The 16743-nt window shown below is 66.4% G+C and carries 16 protein-coding genes; 15 read left to right on the top strand and 1 reads right to left on the bottom strand.

What is annotated here, in order from left to right:
* Positions 1-16 precede the first annotated feature (16 nt).
* From DFQ15_RS02030 to DFQ15_RS01960, 15 genes are read left to right on the top strand one after another with little or no spacing between them, the layout of a single operon-like run.
* A complete protein-coding gene (locus DFQ15_RS02030) occupies positions 17-1270 on the top strand; it encodes an NADH-quinone oxidoreductase subunit D (protein WP_110464362.1) in 1254 nt (417 codons plus the stop codon).
* Positions 1267-1803 carry an NADH-quinone oxidoreductase subunit NuoE gene (nuoE, locus tag DFQ15_RS02025; protein ID WP_110464361.1) on the top strand — a complete coding sequence of 179 codons (537 nt, stop codon included), beginning with the start codon at positions 1267-1269 and terminating at the stop codon, positions 1801-1803. Before DFQ15_RS02030 ends, nuoE begins: the two co-directional genes overlap by 4 nt.
* A 1-nt stretch (position 1804) precedes the next feature.
* Positions 1805-3214 (top strand): NADH-quinone oxidoreductase subunit NuoF, encoded by a 1410-nt coding sequence (gene nuoF / locus DFQ15_RS02020; RefSeq protein ID WP_110464360.1) that lies wholly within the window; start codon positions 1805-1807, stop codon positions 3212-3214.
* Positions 3215-3232: 18 nt separating this feature from the next.
* A complete protein-coding gene (gene nuoG, locus DFQ15_RS02015; protein WP_110464359.1) occupies positions 3233-5386 on the top strand; it encodes an NADH-quinone oxidoreductase subunit NuoG in 2154 nt (717 codons plus the stop codon).
* On the top strand, positions 5383-6459 hold the full coding sequence (gene nuoH / locus DFQ15_RS02010; RefSeq protein ID WP_110464358.1) for an NADH-quinone oxidoreductase subunit NuoH: 1077 nt from the start codon (positions 5383-5385) through the stop codon (positions 6457-6459). Before nuoG ends, nuoH begins: the two co-directional genes overlap by 4 nt.
* A 14-nt stretch (positions 6460-6473) precedes the next feature.
* Positions 6474-6983 carry an NADH-quinone oxidoreductase subunit NuoI gene (gene nuoI / locus DFQ15_RS02005; protein WP_055833180.1) on the top strand — a complete coding sequence of 170 codons (510 nt, stop codon included), beginning with the start codon at positions 6474-6476 and terminating at the stop codon, positions 6981-6983.
* Between the two features lie 21 nt (positions 6984-7004).
* A complete protein-coding gene (locus DFQ15_RS02000; protein ID WP_110464357.1) occupies positions 7005-7664 on the top strand; it encodes an NADH-quinone oxidoreductase subunit J in 660 nt (219 codons plus the stop codon).
* Positions 7661-7969: an NADH-quinone oxidoreductase subunit NuoK gene (gene nuoK, locus DFQ15_RS01995; RefSeq protein ID WP_055833175.1), complete on the top strand. Its 309-nt coding sequence runs from the start codon at positions 7661-7663 to the stop codon at positions 7967-7969. Before DFQ15_RS02000 ends, nuoK begins: the two co-directional genes overlap by 4 nt.
* A gap of 34 nt (positions 7970-8003) precedes the next feature.
* Positions 8004-10076, top strand: a complete 2073-nt coding sequence (gene nuoL / locus DFQ15_RS01990; RefSeq protein ID WP_110464356.1) for an NADH-quinone oxidoreductase subunit L — start codon at positions 8004-8006, stop codon at positions 10074-10076.
* 21 nt (positions 10077-10097) lie between these two features.
* Complete coding sequence (locus DFQ15_RS01985) at positions 10098-11573, top strand: NADH-quinone oxidoreductase subunit M (protein WP_110464355.1); 1476 nt, start codon at positions 10098-10100, stop codon at positions 11571-11573.
* Between the two features lie 25 nt (positions 11574-11598).
* Positions 11599-13083: an NADH-quinone oxidoreductase subunit NuoN gene (nuoN, locus tag DFQ15_RS01980; RefSeq protein WP_110464354.1), complete on the top strand. Its 1485-nt coding sequence runs from the start codon at positions 11599-11601 to the stop codon at positions 13081-13083.
* 30 nt (positions 13084-13113) lie between these two features.
* Positions 13114-13425, top strand: coding sequence for a DUF2818 family protein (locus DFQ15_RS01975; protein ID WP_110464353.1), 312 nt, complete (start codon positions 13114-13116; stop codon positions 13423-13425).
* Positions 13418-14059, top strand: a complete 642-nt coding sequence (locus tag DFQ15_RS01970; RefSeq protein WP_110464352.1) for an NUDIX domain-containing protein — start codon at positions 13418-13420, stop codon at positions 14057-14059. The genes DFQ15_RS01975 and DFQ15_RS01970 overlap by 8 nt, the downstream gene beginning before the upstream one ends.
* Positions 14056-14541, top strand: a complete 486-nt coding sequence (locus DFQ15_RS01965) for a DUF1178 family protein (RefSeq protein ID WP_110464526.1) — start codon at positions 14056-14058, stop codon at positions 14539-14541. The genes DFQ15_RS01970 and DFQ15_RS01965 overlap by 4 nt, the downstream gene beginning before the upstream one ends.
* A complete protein-coding gene (locus DFQ15_RS01960) occupies positions 14538-14726 on the top strand; it encodes a hypothetical protein (RefSeq protein ID WP_110464351.1) in 189 nt (62 codons plus the stop codon). The genes DFQ15_RS01965 and DFQ15_RS01960 overlap by 4 nt, the downstream gene beginning before the upstream one ends.
* Positions 14727-14884: 158 nt before the next feature.
* On the opposite strand, the gene DFQ15_RS01955 is transcribed toward DFQ15_RS01960, so the two are convergent.
* Entirely contained in the window at positions 14885-16696 is a 1812-nt protein-coding gene (locus DFQ15_RS01955) for an ABC transporter transmembrane domain-containing protein (protein ID WP_199399799.1), read from the bottom strand.
* Between the last annotated feature and the right edge of the window lie 47 nt (positions 16697-16743).

The following is a 16743-nucleotide window of genomic DNA, read 5'->3' as shown; positions in this document are numbered from 1 at the left end:
CGGCGACGATAATTTCATGGCTGAAATCAAGAACTACACCCTGAACTTCGGGCCGCAGCATCCTGCAGCGCACGGCGTGCTGCGCCTGGTACTCGAACTCGACGGCGAAGTCGTCCAGCGGGCCGATCCCCATATCGGCCTGCTGCACCGCGCGACCGAAAAGCTGGCCGAGCACAAGACCTTCATCCAGTCTCTGCCCTACATGGACCGGCTGGACTACGTCTCGATGATGTGCAACGAGCACGCCTACTGCCTGGCCATCGAGAAGCTGCTGGGCCTGGAAGTGCCGATCCGCGCGCAGTACATCCGCGTGATGTTCTCCGAGATCACCCGCCTGCTGAACCACCTGATGTGGCTCGGCTCGCACGGAAACGATTGCGGCAGCTCCACCATCCTGATCTACGCGTTCCGCGAGCGGGAAGACCTCTTCGACGTTTACGAAGCGGTGTCGGGCGCGCGCATGCACGCGGCCTATTTTCGTCCCGGTGGCGTCTACCGCGACCTGCCGGACGCGATGCCGCAGTACACCGTCAGCAAGCTGAAGAACGCCCGCGCCCTGGCCCGGATGAACGAGAACCGGCAGGGTTCGGTGCTCGACTTCATCGACGACTTCACCCAGCGGTTCGACGGCCACATGGACGAGTACCACACGCTGCTCACCGACAACCGCATCTGGAAGCAGCGGACGGTGGGCATCGGCGTGATGGACGCCGACCGTGCGCTCAACCTCGGCCTGACCGGGCCGATGCTGCGCGGTTCCGGCGTGGCATGGGACCTGCGCAAGAAGCAGCCCTACGACGTCTACGACAAGATGGACTTCGACATCCCGATCGGCAAGACCGGCGACTGCTACGACCGTTATCTGGTACGCATGGAAGAGATGCGCCAGTCGAACAGGATCATCAAGCAGTGCGTGGACTGGCTGCGGGTGAACCCGGGGCCGGTGATCACCGACAACCACAAGGTGGCGGCACCCGATCGCGAATCCATGAAGGCCAACATGGAAGAGCTGATCCACCATTTCAAGCTCTTCAGCGAAGGCTTCCACGTGCCCGAAGGCGAGGCGTACGCCGCCGTCGAGCATCCGAAGGGCGAGTTCGGCATCTACCTGATCAGCGACGGTGCCAACAAACCGTACCGCCTGAAGATCCGCGCGCCGGGCTTCGCGCACCTTGCCGCCATGGACGAGATGGCCCGTGGCCACATGATCGCCGATGCGGTGGCCGTCATCGGCACGCTGGACATCGTTTTCGGGGAGATCGACCGATGAGCTCGGACACCACCCACACCGCGACCCTGCCGCTGTCGGATGCGGCCCACGCGCGCTTCGCGCGCGAGATCGCCAAGTACCCTGCCGAGCAGAAGCAGTCCGCTGTCATGGCCTGCCTGGCCATCGTCCAGCAGGAGCAGGGCTGGGTCAGCCTGGAGAGCGAAGTCGTCATCGCCGAGCTGCTCGGCATGCCGCAGATCGCCGTGCACGAAGTCACGACGTTCTACAACATGTACAACCAGCAGCCGACGGGCCGGTTCAAGCTCAACGTCTGCACCAACCTTCCCTGCCAGTTGCGCGATGGCCAGAAGGCCTTGCACTATCTGGAGAAGAAGCTGGGCATCGCCATGGGCGAGACCACCTCGGACGGCCTCTTCACGCTGCAGCAGAGCGAATGCCTGGGCGCCTGCGCAGATTCGCCGGTGATGCTGGTCAACGACCGCACCATGTGCAGCTTCATGAGCGACGAGAAGCTCGACCAGTTGATCGACGGCCTGCGCCGTGCCGAGCAGCCGTCGAAGCAAGGAGCCTGACATGAATGCCCAACAAGTGCTGTCCCAGTTCCAGGCGACGGGTGTGCAGACCTGCTTCCACGACCGCCATATCGATCCGCAGATCTACGAAGGCCTCGACGGCACCAACTGGCGCCTGAAGGACTACGAGGCACGCGGCGGCTACCAGGCGCTGCGCAAGATTCTCGGCAAGCTCGAAGTGCCGGCCGATGCGCCGGTGCAGACCGATGCCGAAGGCAAGCCGCTCGATCCGAACGCCGGCCTCACGCAGGACCAGGTGATCGCCACGGTCAAGGAATCGGGCCTGCGCGGCCGCGGTGGTGCGGGCTTTCCGACGGGCCTGAAATGGAGCTTCATGCCCCGGCAGTTCCCGGGCCAAAAGTACCTCGTCTGCAATTCGGACGAGGGCGAGCCCGGTACCTGCAAGGACCGGGACATCATGATGTTCAACCCGCACATCGTGATCGAAGGCATGATCATCGCCGCCTACGCGATGGGCATCACCGTCGGCTACAACTACATCCACGGCGAGATCTTCCAGACCTACGACAGGTTCGAGGAAGCGCTGGAAGAAGCGCGTGCCGCCGGTTATCTGGGCGACGCGATCCTGGGCAGCAAGTTCGGCTTCCAGCTGCATGCGGCCCACGGCTTCGGCGCGTACATCTGCGGCGAAGAAACGGCCTTGCTCGAATCGCTCGAAGGCAAGAAGGGCCAGCCCCGCTTCAAGCCGCCGTTTCCTGCCAGCTTCGGCCTGTACGGCAAGCCGACGACCATCAACAACACCGAGACCTTCGCCGCGGTGCCGTGGATCGTGCGGCATGGCGGTGCTGCCTACCTGGCCTGCGGCAAGCCCAACAACGGCGGCACCAAGATATTCTCGGTGTCCGGAGACGTGGAGAAGCCCGGCAACTACGAAGTGCCCATGGGCACCCCGTTCGCCAAGCTGCTGGAGCTGGCCGGCGGCGTACGCAAGGGGCGCCAGCTGAAGGCCGTGATCCCCGGTGGATCGTCGTCGCCTGTGCTGCCGGCGGCCATCATGATGGAATGCACGATGGACTACGACTCCATCGCCAAGGCCGGATCGATGCTCGGCTCGGGCGCGGTGATCGTGATGGACGATTCGCGCAGCATGGTCGAGTCGCTGTTGCGGCTGTCGTACTTCTACGCCCACGAGTCGTGCGGCCAGTGCACGCCGTGCCGCGAAGGCACCGGCTGGATGTGGCGGGTGATCGACCGCATCCAGCACGAGGAAGGCCGCGCCACCGACCTCGACCTGCTGAATTCGGTGGCCGACAACATCCAGGGGCGCACCATCTGCGCCCTGGGCGACGCGGCGGCGATGCCGGTGCGCGCCATGATCAAGCACTTCCGTCCCGAGTTCGAGGCGCTGATCCAGCAGAACCGCAACTCCCAGAATCCGGCTCACGCCTGACCCCGCGGACCCCACGACATGGTTGAAATAGAACTCGACGGCCAGAAGGTCGAAGTTGCCGAAGGCTGCATGGTCATGCATGCGTCCGAAAAAGCCGGCACCTACATCCCGCATTTTTGCTACCACAAGAAGCTGAGCATCGCGGCGAACTGCCGCATGTGCCTGGTCGACGTGGAGAAGGCACCCAAGCCCATGCCCGCCTGCGCCACGCCGGTGACCCAGGGCATGATCGTGCGCACCAAGAGCGACAAGGCGATCAAGGCGCAGCAGTCGGTCATGGAGTTCCTCCTGATCAACCATCCGCTGGATTGCCCCATCTGCGACCAGGGCGGCGAGTGCCAGCTGCAGGACATCGCCGTCGGCTACGGAGGCTCCGGTTCGCGCTATGCGGAAGAAAAGCGTGTCGTGTTCCCGAAAGATGTCGGCCCGCTGATTTCCATGAAGGAAATGAGTCGCTGCATCCACTGCACCCGTTGCGTCCGTTTCGGCCAGGAAGTCGCCGGCGTGATGGAGCTGGGCATGATCCACCGCGGCGAGCATTCGGAGATCACCACCGTCGTCGGCGACACGATCGACTCGGAGCTGTCCGGCAACATGATCGACATCTGCCCGGTCGGCGCGCTCACCAGCAAGCCGTTCCGCTACAGCGCCCGCACCTGGGAGCTGTCGCGCCGCAAGTCGGTCAGCCCGCACGACTCCACCGGCGCCAACCTGATCGTCCAGGTCAAGAACAACGAAGTGCTGCGCGTCCTGCCGCTCGAGAACGAGGACGTCAACGAGTGCTGGATCGCCGACCGCGACCGCTTCTCCTACGAGGCGCTGCGCAGCGAGGACCGCCTGACCCAGCCGATGCTGAAGCAGGGCGGCCAATGGCAGCCTGTCAGCTGGCAGGCGGCGCTCGAGTACGTCGCCAGCGGCCTGCGCCAGATCAAGGCCGACCATGGCGCGGCCTCGATCGGTGCGCTGGTGAGCCCGCACAGCACGCTGGAAGAGCTCTACCTGGCCGCCGCCCTGGTGCGCGGCCTGGGCAGCGACAACATCGACTACCGTCTTCGCACGGCCGATTTCTCGGTGGAGCAGGGCGATTCCGTCCGCTGGCTCGGCACCTCGATCGCATCGCTCTCCAGCCTGCAGAGCGTGCTGGTCGTCGGTTCGAACCTGCGCAAGGACCATCCGCTGTTCGCCCAGCGCATTCGCCAGGCAGCCCGCAAGGGTGCGGCGGTGCACGCGATCCGGTCGGCCGACGACGATTGGGCGATGGCGCTCGCCTCCTCCGCCGTCGTGCCGCACACCCAGTGGGTCGCAGCACTGGAAAACATTGCCAGCGGCATCGCGGCGGAGCAGGGCGTCGCATCGCCTGTCGGCACCGCAGCGGATGCCTCTGGCACCGCGGTCGCCCGCAGCTTGCTGTCGGGCGAGCGCAAGGCCGTACTGCTGGGCAACGGCGCGGCACACCATGCCGATGCGTCGCTGATCCTGAGCCTCGCGCAGTGGATCGGACAGCAGACCGGCGCTTCGGTCGGCTACCTCACCGAAGCGGCCAACACCGTCGGTGCCCAGTATGTCGGCGCCTTCCCGCAGAACGGCGGCCTGCATGCGGGCCAGATGCTGCAGGGCAAGCTGAAGGCGGCGCTGCTGCTCAACACCGAGCCGGCGTTCGACGCCGCCGGTGGCGCTGCCGCCGCGGCGGCCCTGGGTGGCGCGGCGATGGTCGTCTCGCTCAACGCCTTCAAGGCCAACCTCGACATCGCCGACGTGCTGTTGCCGGTCGCGCCGTTCACGGAGACCTCGGGCAGCTTCGTCAATGCCGAGGGCCGGCTCCAGAGCTTCCATGCGGTGACCAAGCCGCGGGGCGATGCGCGGCCGGCCTGGAAGGTCGTCCGCGTGCTGGGCAACCTGCTCGGCCTGCCGGGCTTCGCCTTCGAGTCCTCGCAGGAAGTGCTGGTCCAGGCGCGCGGTGCGATGGCGGCAGACGCCGGCTTCCTGCCGGAAGCGCGGCTTTCCAACAGGACGCAGGCCCCGGTGCGCGCAGCGACGCCGGATGCGGCCGAGCCGGCGGTCGCCGCCATCTACGAACTCGACGGCCTCGTTCGCCGCGCCGAATCGCTGCAACTGACGGCCGACGGCCGGGCGGGACATGCCGCTGCCCGGCGCGCAGGAGTCGCAGCATGATCGACAGCTTCTACGGATTCGGCCAGAACCTGGTCGGTGCGGGTTGGTGGGCGGGCGGTGCCTGGCCGGTCATCTGGAACCTGCTCAAGATCGTCTGCATGCTGGCACCGCTGATGGGCGCGGTCGCCTACCTGACCCTGTGGGAGCGCAAGCTGCTCGGCTGGATCCAGGTGCGCCACGGACCCAACCGCGTCGGTCCGATGGGCCTGCTGCAGCCGATCGCCGATGCGGTCAAACTGCTGACCAAGGAAATCATCAGCCCGTCGGCCGCCGCCGGCGGCCTGTTCCGGCTGGGCCCGATCATGGCCATCATGCCGGCGCTGGCCGCTTGGGTCGCGATTCCGTTCGGCCCCGACGTCGTCCTGGCCAACGTCAACGCTGGCCTGCTGCTGATCATGGCCATCACCTCGGTCGAGGTCTACGGCGTGATCATCGCGGGCTGGGCGTCCAACTCGAAGTACGCGTTTCTCGGTGCGCTCCGGGCGTCGGCACAGATGGTGAGCTACGAGATCGCCATGGGCTTCTGCCTGGTGGTGGTGATCATGGTCACCGGCAGCCTGCACCTGGGCGACGTGGTGGCAGGGCAGGGCAAGGGCATGTTCGCCGACCGGGGCCTGGGCTTCCTGTCGTGGAACTGGCTCCCTCTGCTGCCGATCTTCGTGGTCTACGTGATCTCGGGTGTGGCCGAAACCAACCGCCATCCGTTCGACGTGGTCGAAGGCGAGGCCGAGATCGTGGCCGGTCACATGGTCGAGTACTCGGGCATGGGTTTCGCCATCTTCTTCCTGGCCGAGTACGCCAGCATGTGGCTGGTCGCGATCCTGGCCGCTCTCATGTTCCTGGGGGGCTGGCTGTCGCCGGTCGCATTCCTCGATTTCATTCCCGGCTGGATCTGGCTGGGCATCAAGACTTTCTTCGTGGTGTCGCTGTTCATCTGGGTGCGCGGAACATTCCCCCGCTTCCGCTATGACCAGATCATGCGCCTCGGCTGGAAGATCTTCATTCCGGTGACCCTGGTCTGGCTGCTCGTCGTGGGCGGCTGGATGCAGACCTCGTGGAACATCTGGAAGTAAACGGAGATTCGACGATGTCAGCCGCTGCTGTATCCGCTTTTTCAATCAAGGACTTCTTCAAGAGCTTCATGCTCGTGGAGCTGGTCAAGGGCATGGCCCTCACCGGCCGCTACGCGTTCAAGCGCAAGGTGACCGTCCAGTTCCCCGAAGAAAAAACGCCGCTCTCGCCGCGCTTCCGGGGCCTGCACGCGCTGCGCCGCTACGACAACGGCGAAGAGCGCTGCATCGCCTGCAAGCTGTGCGAAGCCGTCTGCCCCGCCGTGGCGATCACGATCGAGTCCGAAGTGCGCGACGACGGCAGCCGCCGTACCACCCGCTACGACATCGACCTGACCAAGTGCATCTTCTGCGGCTTCTGCGAAGAGAGCTGCCCGGTCGACTCGATCGTGGAAACCCACATCCTCGAGTACCACGGCGAAAAGCGGGGCGACCTGTATTTCACCAAGGACATGCTGCTGGCGGTGGGCGATCGCTACGAAAAAGAAATCTCCGCGGCCAAGGCGGCCGACGCCAAGTACCGCTGAAGCGGTCCCCCGAGAGCCCCCATGGACGTCAAGACCGGTTTCTTCTTTCTGTTCTCGTTCGCGCTGCTGTTCGCCGCGTTCCGGGTGATCACGGCACGCAACCCCGTGCATGCCGTGCTGTACCTGATGCTTGCCTTCTCGCAGGCATCGGCGATCTGGCTGTTGCTGCAGGCCGAGTTCCTGGCCATCACCCTGGTGCTGGTGTACCTGGGCGCGGTGATGGTGCTCTTCCTGTTCGTCGTGATGATGATCAACATCAACATGGACGGCCTGCGCCAGGGCTTCTGGAAGCACTTCCCGCTGGCGGCCGTGATCGGCGTGGTGATCGCGCTCGAGATGGCCTACGTGCTGATGGGCGGGTTCCGCGAGAGCGGCGGGCCGCGTCCGATGGTGACGATGGGCGGCGCCGCGTCCGAGGTGTCGAACACCCATGCGCTCGGCATGCTGCTCTACACCCGATACCTCTATCCGCTGGAAATCGCGGCCGTGATCCTGCTGGTCGCGATCGTCGCCGCCATCGCACTGACGCTGCGCCGCCGCAAGGACAGCAAGTTCGTCGACGTGGCCGACCAGGTGCGCGTCCGGGCCCAGGACCGTGTGGCCCTGGTCAAGCTCGATGCGACGCGCCCGCCGGCACCCGTTGAACCCGTGGCCGCACCTGCGGTGGAGAAGAAGGCATGACGCTGACGCTCGGACATTTCCTGTCGCTCGGCGCGATGCTGTTCGCGCTGTCGGTCATCGGCATCTTCCTGAACCGCAAGAACCTGATCGTGCTGCTGATGGCGATCGAGTTGATGCTGCTCGCGGTGAACATGAATTTCGTCGCGTTCTCGCACTACCTGGGTGACATGCACGGACAGGTGTTCGTGTTCTTCATCCTGACGGTCGCCGCCGCCGAATCCGCGATCGGGCTGGCCATCCTGGTGCTGCTGTTCCGCAACAAGTCGAGCATCAGCGTCGAGGATCTCGATACGCTCAAGGGCTGAGGCTGCGGCCGAGAAGAAGAAAGACACGAGAACGATGAGCGCAACCCTTTCCGCCTCGACCCTGCTGGCCATCCCGCTGGCGCCGCTCGCCGGCGCATTGCTGGCCGGCATCCCGGGCACCCTGTTAGGCGGCAACGTGCTGGGCCGCAAGGCCAGCCACACCCTCACCATCCTGGGCGTGTTCGTCGCCTTCGTGCTGTCCGCGATGACGCTCTGGAGCGTGGTGCAGGACGGCGCCCGCTTCGACCAAACCCTCTACACCTGGATGACGGTCGGATCGCTGAAGATGGAGGTCGGCTTCCTCATCGACAGCATCACCGCCATGATGATGTGCGTCGTGACCTTCGTGTCGCTGATGGTGCACATCTACACCGTCGGCTACATGGCCGAGGACGACGGATACGACCGTTTCTTCGCCTACATCTCGCTGTTCACCTTCTCGATGCTGATGCTGGTGATGAGCAACAACCTGCTGCAGCTGTTCTTCGGCTGGGAAGCGGTGGGCCTGGTGTCGTACCTGCTGATCGGCTTCTGGTTCAACAAGCCGACCGCCATCTTCGCCAACATGAAGGCGTTCCTGGTGAACCGGGTCGGCGACTTCGGCTTCATCCTGGGCATCGGCCTGATCGCGGCCTATACCGGCACGCTGAACTACGCCGAGATCTTCGCGAAGAAGGGTGAACTGGCCGCGCTCGGCTTCCCCGGCACCGACTGGATGTTGGTCACCGTGATCTGCATCTGCCTGTTCATCGGTGCGATGGGCAAGTCGGCCCAGTTCCCCTTGCACGTGTGGCTGCCCGACTCGATGGAAGGCCCGACGCCCATCTCGGCCCTGATCCATGCGGCGACGATGGTGACCGCCGGCATCTTCATGGTGTCGCGCATGTCGCCGCTGTTCGAGCTGTCCGACACCGCGCTCAACTTCATCCTCGTGATCGGGGCGATCACCGCGCTGTTCATGGGCTTCCTGGGCATCATCCAGAACGACATCAAGCGGGTGGTGGCGTACTCCACGCTGTCGCAGCTCGGCTACATGACGGTCGCCCTCGGTGCATCGGCCTACTCGGTCGCGGTGTTCCACCTGATGACGCACGCGTTTTTCAAGGCGCTGCTGTTCCTCGGCGCCGGCTCGGTCATCATGGGCATGCACCACAACCAGGACATCCGCTGGATGGGCGGCGTGCGCAAGTACATGCCGATCACCTGGATCACCTCGCTGCTGGGCTCGCTGGCTTTGATCGGCACGCCGCTTTTCTCGGGCTTCTACTCCAAGGACAGCATCATCGAAGCGGTGCACGAGAGCCACCTTCCGGCCGCCGGCTTCGCCTCCTTCGCCGTGCTGGCGGGCGTGTTCATCACCGCCTTCTACTCGTTCCGCATGTACTTCCTGGTCTTCCACGGCAAGGAACGCTACGACCAGAATCCGGACGCGCACCACGACGACCACCATGCCGACCCGCATGCGACGGCGCACGACGACCACCATGGGCACGACGCACACGGCGGTAAGCCGCACGAGTCGCCCTGGGTCGTCACCCTGCCGCTGGTGCTGCTGGCGATCCCGTCGGTGCTGATCGGCTTCTTCACGATCGAGCCGATGCTCTTCGGCGACTTCTTCAAGAACGTGATCTTCGTCGACGGCGACAAGCACCATGCGATGGCCGAGCTGGCCGAGGCCTTCCACGGCCCGCTGCAGATGGCCATCCACGGCCTGAGCACCTGGCCCTTCTGGCTGGCGCTGGCGGGTGTCGTGTCGTCCTTCTACATGTACATGGTCAATCCGAAGGTGCCGGCCACGATCAAGCGTACCTTCCAGCCGATCTACACGCTGTTCGAGAACAAGTACTACCTCGACTGGTTCAACGAGAACGTCCTGGCGCGCGGTGCGCGGGCGCTCGGGACCGGCCTCTGGAAGGGCGGCGACCAGGCCGTCATCGACGGCGCGCTGGTCAACGGCTCGTGGAAGGTCGTCGGCCGCATCGCCGCCGCCGTTCGCCATCTGCAGAGCGGCTACATCTACCACTATGCGCTCGTGATGATCGTGGGTGTGTTCGTGCTGCTGACCTACTTCGTGTGGCATGACCAGTTCTTCGCGCTCTTCAAGTAATAACAACAAGGAAAACGACACATGGGCTGGTTGAGTCTCGCCATCTGGACGCCGATCGTGTTCGGCGCCGTACTGCTGGCGTTCGGCAAGAAGGAGCAGGCGGGCCTGGTGCGCTGGCTGGCGCTCGCCGGGTCCTTGTTGGGTCTGCTTGTCACGGTTCCGCTCTACCAGGGCTTCCGCCTCGGTACGTCGGCGATGCAGTTCGTGGAGTGCCACAGCTGGGTGGAGCGTTTCAACATACACTACCACCTGGGCGTGGACGGCATCTCCTTCTGGTTCGTGCCGCTGACCGCCTTCATCACGGTCATCGTGGTGATCGCCGCATGGGAAGTGATCACCGAGCGCGTCAACCAGTACATGGGCGCGTTTCTGATCCTGTCGGGCCTGCTGATCGGCGTGTTCAGCGCGCTCGACGGCATCCTGTTCTACATGTTCTTCGAAGCCACGTTGATCCCGATGTACCTGATCATCGGCATCTGGGGCGGCGGCAACAAGATTTACGCGGCGTTCAAGTTCTTCCTCTACACGCTGCTCGGTTCGTTGTTGACGCTGGTGGCGCTGATCTACCTGTACACACAGTCGGGCGGCAGCTTCGACATCGCGACCTGGCACCGGCTGCCGCTGTCGTCGACCGCGCAGACGTTGATCTTCTTCGCCTTCTTCGCGGCCTTCGCGGTGAAGGTGCCGATGTGGCCGGTGCACACCTGGCTGCCCGACGTGCACGTCGAGGCGCCGACCGGCGGCTCTGCCGTGCTGGCCGCGATCATGCTGAAGCTGGGCGCCTACGGCTTCCTGCGGTTCTCGATGCCGATCGCCCCCGATGCCTCGCGCGAATGGGCATGGCTGATGGTCGCGCTGTCTCTGGTCGCGGTGGTCTACGTCGGCTTGGTCGCGATGGTCCAGAAGGACATGAAGAAGCTGGTCGCCTATTCGTCGGTCGCGCACATGGGCTTCGTGACGCTGGGCTTCTTCCTGTTCAACGACCTGGGCGTGTCCGGCGGCATCGTGCAGATGATCGCCCACGGCTTCGTGTCGGGCGCGATGTTCCTGTCGATCGGCGTGCTGTACGACCGGGTCCACTCGCGTGAGATCGCAGCGTACGGCGGCGTGGTCAACACGATGCCCCGCTTCACCGCGTTCGCGCTGCTGTTCGCGATGGCCAACTGCGGCCTGCCGGGCACGGCCGGCTTCGTCGGCGAATGGATGGTGATCCTGGCGGCGGTGAAGGCGAACTTCTGGGTCGGCTTGCTCGCCGCCACGGCACTGATCTTCGGCGCGGGCTACACCCTGTGGATGTTCAAGCGGGTCTACCTGGGCCCGGTGGCCAACGACCATGTCCGACACCTGAAGGATATCGACGGCCGCGAGTTCCTGATCATGTCGCTGCTGGCGATCGCCGTGCTCGCCATGGGCCTGTACCCGAAGCCGTTCACCGACGTGATGGACGCATCGGTCGCCGATCTGCTGCGCCACGTCGCCACCTCGAAGCTGCGCTGACCCACTGAACTGAAGTAGAAGAGATATGGACACATTCGGCTGGGCCACCCTGTACCCGGAGATTTTGCTGCTCGTGGCGGCCTGCGTGATCGCGCTGTTGGATCTGCGGACGACCGACACCCGTCGCGTCCTGACCTACGTGCTGACGCTGGCGACGCTGGCGGCCACCGCGCTGCTGGCCGGCTGGCAGGCGCATACCGGCGGCACCTCGTACGGCTTCTCCAACATGGTCGTCAGCGACCCGATGGGCAACTGGCTGAAGTGTTTCGCCGCCGTCGCGATGTTCGTCACCATCGTCTACGGCCGGCCGTACGCGGCCAGCCGCGACATGACGCGTGGCGGCGAGCTGTTCACGCTCGGCATGTTCGCCCTGCTGGGCATGCTGATCATGATCGGCGGCAACAACTTCCTGGTGATCTACCTGGGCCTGGAACTGCTGACGCTCTCCAGCTACGCCCTGGTCGCCCTGCGCCGCGACGACACCAACGCCACCGAAGCGGCGATGAAGTACTTCGTGCTGGGCGCGATGGCCAGCGGCTTCCTGCTCTACGGCCTGTCGATGCTCTACGGTGCGACCGGTTCGCTCGACATCGGCCAGGTGCTGAAGGCGGTGAGCACCGGACAGATCCGCCACCAGGTGCTGGTCTTCGGCGTGGTCTTCATCGTCGCCGGCATAGCCTTCAAGCTGGGCGTGGCACCGTTCCACATGTGGGTGCCCGACGTCTACCAGGGCGCGCCGACGGCGGTGACCCTGATCATCGGCGGCGCCACCAAGCTGGCCGCCTTCGCGATGACCATGCGCCTGCTGGTCGAGGGCCTGCTGCCGTTGGCGATCGACTGGCAGCAGATGCTGGCGGTGCTCGCGGTCTGCTCGCTGGTGATCGGCAATCTGGCGGCCATCGCGCAGAAGAACCTCAAGCGCATGCTGGCCTACTCGACCATCTCGCAGATGGGTTTCGTGCTGATAGGCATGATGTCGGGCGTGATCCGCGGCGACGTTTCCGCGGCGTACAACGCCTACAGCTCGTCGATGTTCTACATCGTCACCTACGTGATGACCACGCTCGCCGCCTTCGGCGTGATCATGCTGCTGGCCCGCGACGGCTTCGAGCACGACGAGATCGCCGACTTCGCCGGCCTGAACCAGCGCAGCCCGCTCTATGCCGGGGTGCTGGCGCTGTGCATGTTCTCGATGGCCGGCCTGCCGCCGCTGGTGGGCTTCTACGCCAAGCTCGCGGTGCTGCAGGCGCTGATCAGTTCCGGCCTGCCGCTCTACATAGGTGTGGCGGTGGTGGCGGTGGTGATGTCGCTGATCGGCGCTTTCTACTACATCCGCGTGGTCAAGGTCATGTACTTCGACGCTCCGAGCGACACCACGCCGGTCGTGGCCGGTGCCGATGCGCGCTGGATGCTGACCCTCAACGGCGCCTTGGTGCTGGTGTTGGGCGTCGTGCCCGGCGGCCTGATGACGCTCTGCGCGCAGGCCGTCGTCAAGACGCTCGGCACCTGACGCGCCAGCCGCGGACCGATCCACGGCGGCATGTCCAATACGTTCGCGGTCTGGCTGGTCGGATTGGCAGGGCTGGCGCTGGCCAACCTGCCGTTCGCCAGCCAGCGCCTGTTCGGCGCCGTTCCGATGCGTGCGCCCAAACCCCTGCCGCTGCGGTTGGCGGAACTGGTGGTGCTCTACTTCGTGGTCCTCGGCATCGGCCTGCTGCTGGAGAAGCGCGCGGGCCGGATCGCACCGCAGGGCTGGGAGTTCTACGCGGTGACGGCCGCGGTCTTCCTGACGCTCGCCTTCCCCGGGTTCGTCTACCGCTACCTGCTGCGCGGCCGCAACCGAGATGCCTGATATCCCTCCGCTCCCTGTTTTGACCGACCTCGACGGCACCGACGCTCACCTGCAGGAAGTGCGCATCGCCGGCGAATCGATTCTCGAAGGCCGCTTCCTCAAGGCCCGGCGCGACCGGGTGCGATTGCCGGACGGCGGCACGTCCACCCGCGAGTACATCGTCCACCCCGGCGCGGTGGTGGTGGTGCCGCTGCTGGACGACGGCCGGGTGGTGCTGGAGCGGCAGTACCGCTATCCGGTGGGCCGGGTGATCGTGGAGTTTCCGGCCGGCAAACTCGATCCGGGCGAGACGCCGCTGCACTGCGGCCAGCGTGAGCTGTGCGAGGAAACCGGCTTCACCGCCCGCGAATGGGCGCGCGCCGGATCGATGCATCTGGCGGTCGGCTATTCCACCGAGGTCATTTACATCTATTTCGCGCGCGGCCTGGTCGCGGGCACGCCGTCGCTCGACCCGGGCGAGTTCGTCGACGTTTTCGCGGCCTCGCTGGACGAACTGCTGGCGTGGTGCCGCGCCGGCACGGTGACCGACGCCAAGACCCTGGCCTGCGTGGTGCACCTGCAGAACATGGTGTCGGGCGGGTGGGCCTTGGAATGGCACGCCGCCGACGCGGCGCCGCCGGCCGGTGCCGCATGAAGGTGCTCGACCTGCGGTGCGGGCAGGGCCATGGCTTCGAGGGCTGGTTCGGCTCGGAGGACGACTACCGGGGCCAGCGCGCGCGCGGCCTGGTGACCTGCCCTGTCTGTCGCATCGCCGAAGTCGCCAAGCTGCCGAGCGCGCCGCGTCTCAACCTGGGCAGCGCACGCGGCGATCGTGCCCCGGAAGCGCAGGCCGGTACCGCAGTCGCGGTGGCGAACGAGCCGGCCAGCCGATCGTCCGCCGTCGCGCCGGAATCGACCGCAGAGCAAGCCGCCCGGTGGCGCGCTGCCCGTGCCTTGGTCGGCCAGGCAGAGAACGTGGGGTCGCGCTTCGCCGACGAGGCCCGCCGCATCCACCACGGCGAGGCGGCCGAGCGCAGCATCCGCGGCCAGGCCACGCCCGACGAGGCCCACGCACTGCGCGAAGAGGGCATCGGCGTATTGCCGCTGCCGGCCGCGCTGACGGAGACGCTGCAATGATTCCCGACCTGGCCGGCGCGCTGGTGGGCTTTTTCGCGCTGGTGGTGGCCGCCGTGGTGGTGCGGCTGATCAAGCGGTGGTCCGACCGGCGCCAGCAGGCCCGTGCCCTGGCCGCCCGGCCGGCCGCCAGCCGGCAGGTGCGACGCGCCGAGGACCGCAAGCGCCCGGGGTGCACGGCGCGTTGATGCGCGGCGGGGTGAGGGGTCGCCAGATGCGCCGCCCGTGAGTCCGCTCACGATTTTGTAGCTGAAAGCCGTGGCTGTTTACCGGCCAGAGGCCCATTCGGCTCATAAAACGGGCTTTCAGCCGGCCTCGTGGCGTTGTTCCTGCCACCCCCCCCGGCTCACACATCGAACTGCAGCGACGCCAGCCGCGCATAGGTGCCGCCCGCCGCCATCAGCGTGGTGTGCGTGCCTTGCTCGACGATCCGTCCGTGCTCCAGCACCACGATCCGGTCGGCGTTCTGCACCGTGGCCAGCCGGTGGGCGATGACGAGCGTCGTGCGGCGGCCGGCACCGCGCTGCAGGGCGGCGTCGAGGGCGGCCTGCACCATGCGTTCGCTCTCGGCATCCAGCGCGCTGGTAGCTTCGTCGAGCAGCAGCAGCGGCGGGTCTTTCAGCAAGGCCCGGGCGATGGCGATGCGCTGCCGCTGGCCGCCCGAAATGCGCACGCCGCGTTCGCCCAGGAAGGTGTCGTAGCCCTGCGGCAGCGCCTGCAGGAAATCGTGGGCGAAGGCGGCCCGGGCGGCGGCCTCCACCTCGGCGTCGGTCGCGTGGGGCCGGCCGTAGCGGATGTTCTCGCGGGCGGTGGCCGAGAACACCGTCGCATCCTGCGGCACGATGCCGATCCGGCCGCGGAGGGCGGACAGGTCGAAGTGCCGGATATCCAGCCCTTCGATCAGGATGCGGCCGGCACCCGGGTCGGGGTCGTAGAAACGCTGTAGCAACTGGAACACGGTGGTCTTGCCCGCGCCGCTGGGCCCGACCAGGGCGACGGTCTCGCCCGGAGCGAACTGCAGCGTCAGGGCGCGCAGGGTGAGGTGCGCCGGCCGCGACGGATAGCGGAAATCGACTGCTATGAAATCGATAGCTAGACCTCGGCGCTGTTCGACGGCTGCAGGCACTTTCGACCAACGGGCAGGCTGCTGCGGCGCCGCGGGCGACTGGATCGGCGAGCGGGTGTGCAGCAGCTCTATCAGCCGCTCGGCCGCGCCTGCTGCGCGCAGCAGGTCGCCGTAGACCTCGCCCAGCACGGCGGAGGCGCTGGCCAGGATCAGCACGTAGACGACGGTCTGCCCCAGCTGGCCGGCGCTCATGGTGCCGTCGAGTACCGCCCGGGTGCCTGCGTACAGCCCCCAGAGCAGGGCGGCGCTGGTGGCGATGATCACGAAGGCCACCAGCACCGAGCGGGCACGGCTGCGGCGCACGGCGGTGTCGAAGGCCTGCTCGTTCGACGTGGCGAAGCGGGCCGACTCGCGCGCCTCGGCGGTGTAGATCTGCACCAGCGGCACCGCGTTCAGAACCTCGGCCGCGATGGCGCTGGCATCGGCGATGCGGTCCTGGCTGGCGCGCGAGAGGGTACGCACCCGGCGGCCGAACCAGGCGCTCGGCACCACCACCAGCACCACCGCGGCCAGCACCGCCAGCATCAGCGTCGGGTGCGTCCAGAGCAGCACGCCGAGGGCGCCCAGGCCCATCACCGCGTTGCGCAGCCCCATGCTGAGCGAGGAACCGACGACGGTCTGGACCAGGGTGGTGTCGGCGGTCAGCCGCGACAGCACCTCGCCGGTCTGGGTGGTCTCGAAGAACTCGGGGCTCTGCCGCAGCACATGGGCGTAGACCGCGTTGCGGATGTCGACCGTGATCCGCTCGCCCAGCCAGCTCACCATGTAGAAGCGTCCGGCCGAGAAGGTTCCCAGCGTCACCACCACGCCGAACAGCGCGGCGAAGTGGGTGCGCAGCGTCGTCAGCCGCGCGCCCGGGTCTTGCGCGGCCAGGCCGCCGTCGACCAGGCTGCGCAGCGCCACCGGGAAGGCCAGCGTGGTGGCCGCGGCACCGACCAGCAGCACCAGCGCCAGCAGGATGCGGCCGCGGTAGGGCAGAAGGAAGCGCAGCAGCGCGCGGCGGTGGCGCAGGGCCGCTTCGGGCGTGGGGATGCGCGACGCCGGCCGCCGCCGGTGGCAGGCCCGAAGGGGTGGGCGGC

The organism is Xylophilus ampelinus (assembly GCF_003217575.1).
Classification (GTDB): domain Bacteria; phylum Pseudomonadota; class Gammaproteobacteria; order Burkholderiales; family Burkholderiaceae_C; genus Xylophilus; species Xylophilus ampelinus.
This window is presented reverse-complemented; position numbering and strand designations above follow the sequence as displayed.

Excerpts from the sequence above, each read along its gene's own strand:
- nuoF (WP_110464360.1), top strand. The coding sequence starts at position 1,805 with ATGAATGCCCAACAAGTGCTGTCCCAGTTCCAGGCGACGGGTGTGCAG.
- DFQ15_RS01975 (WP_110464353.1), top strand. The coding sequence starts at position 13,114 with ATGTCCAATACGTTCGCGGTCTGGCTGGTCGGATTGGCAGGGCTGGCG.
- nuoK (WP_055833175.1), top strand. The coding sequence starts at position 7,661 with ATGACGCTGACGCTCGGACATTTCCTGTCGCTCGGCGCGATGCTGTTC.
- DFQ15_RS01985 (WP_110464355.1), top strand. The coding sequence starts at position 10,098 with ATGGGCTGGTTGAGTCTCGCCATCTGGACGCCGATCGTGTTCGGCGCC.
- nuoE (WP_110464361.1), top strand. The coding sequence starts at position 1,267 with ATGAGCTCGGACACCACCCACACCGCGACCCTGCCGCTGTCGGATGCG.
- DFQ15_RS01970 (WP_110464352.1), top strand. The coding sequence starts at position 13,418 with ATGCCTGATATCCCTCCGCTCCCTGTTTTGACCGACCTCGACGGCACC.
- DFQ15_RS01960 (WP_110464351.1), top strand. The coding sequence starts at position 14,538 with ATGATTCCCGACCTGGCCGGCGCGCTGGTGGGCTTTTTCGCGCTGGTG.
- nuoL (WP_110464356.1), top strand. The coding sequence starts at position 8,004 with ATGAGCGCAACCCTTTCCGCCTCGACCCTGCTGGCCATCCCGCTGGCG.
- DFQ15_RS02000 (WP_110464357.1), top strand. The coding sequence starts at position 7,005 with ATGGACGTCAAGACCGGTTTCTTCTTTCTGTTCTCGTTCGCGCTGCTG.
- nuoN (WP_110464354.1), top strand. The coding sequence starts at position 11,599 with ATGGACACATTCGGCTGGGCCACCCTGTACCCGGAGATTTTGCTGCTC.
- nuoI (WP_055833180.1), top strand. The coding sequence starts at position 6,474 with ATGTCAGCCGCTGCTGTATCCGCTTTTTCAATCAAGGACTTCTTCAAG.
- DFQ15_RS02030 (WP_110464362.1), top strand. The coding sequence starts at position 17 with ATGGCTGAAATCAAGAACTACACCCTGAACTTCGGGCCGCAGCATCCT.
- nuoH (WP_110464358.1), top strand. The coding sequence starts at position 5,383 with ATGATCGACAGCTTCTACGGATTCGGCCAGAACCTGGTCGGTGCGGGT.
- nuoG (WP_110464359.1), top strand. The coding sequence starts at position 3,233 with ATGGTTGAAATAGAACTCGACGGCCAGAAGGTCGAAGTTGCCGAAGGC.
- DFQ15_RS01965 (WP_110464526.1), top strand. The coding sequence starts at position 14,056 with ATGAAGGTGCTCGACCTGCGGTGCGGGCAGGGCCATGGCTTCGAGGGC.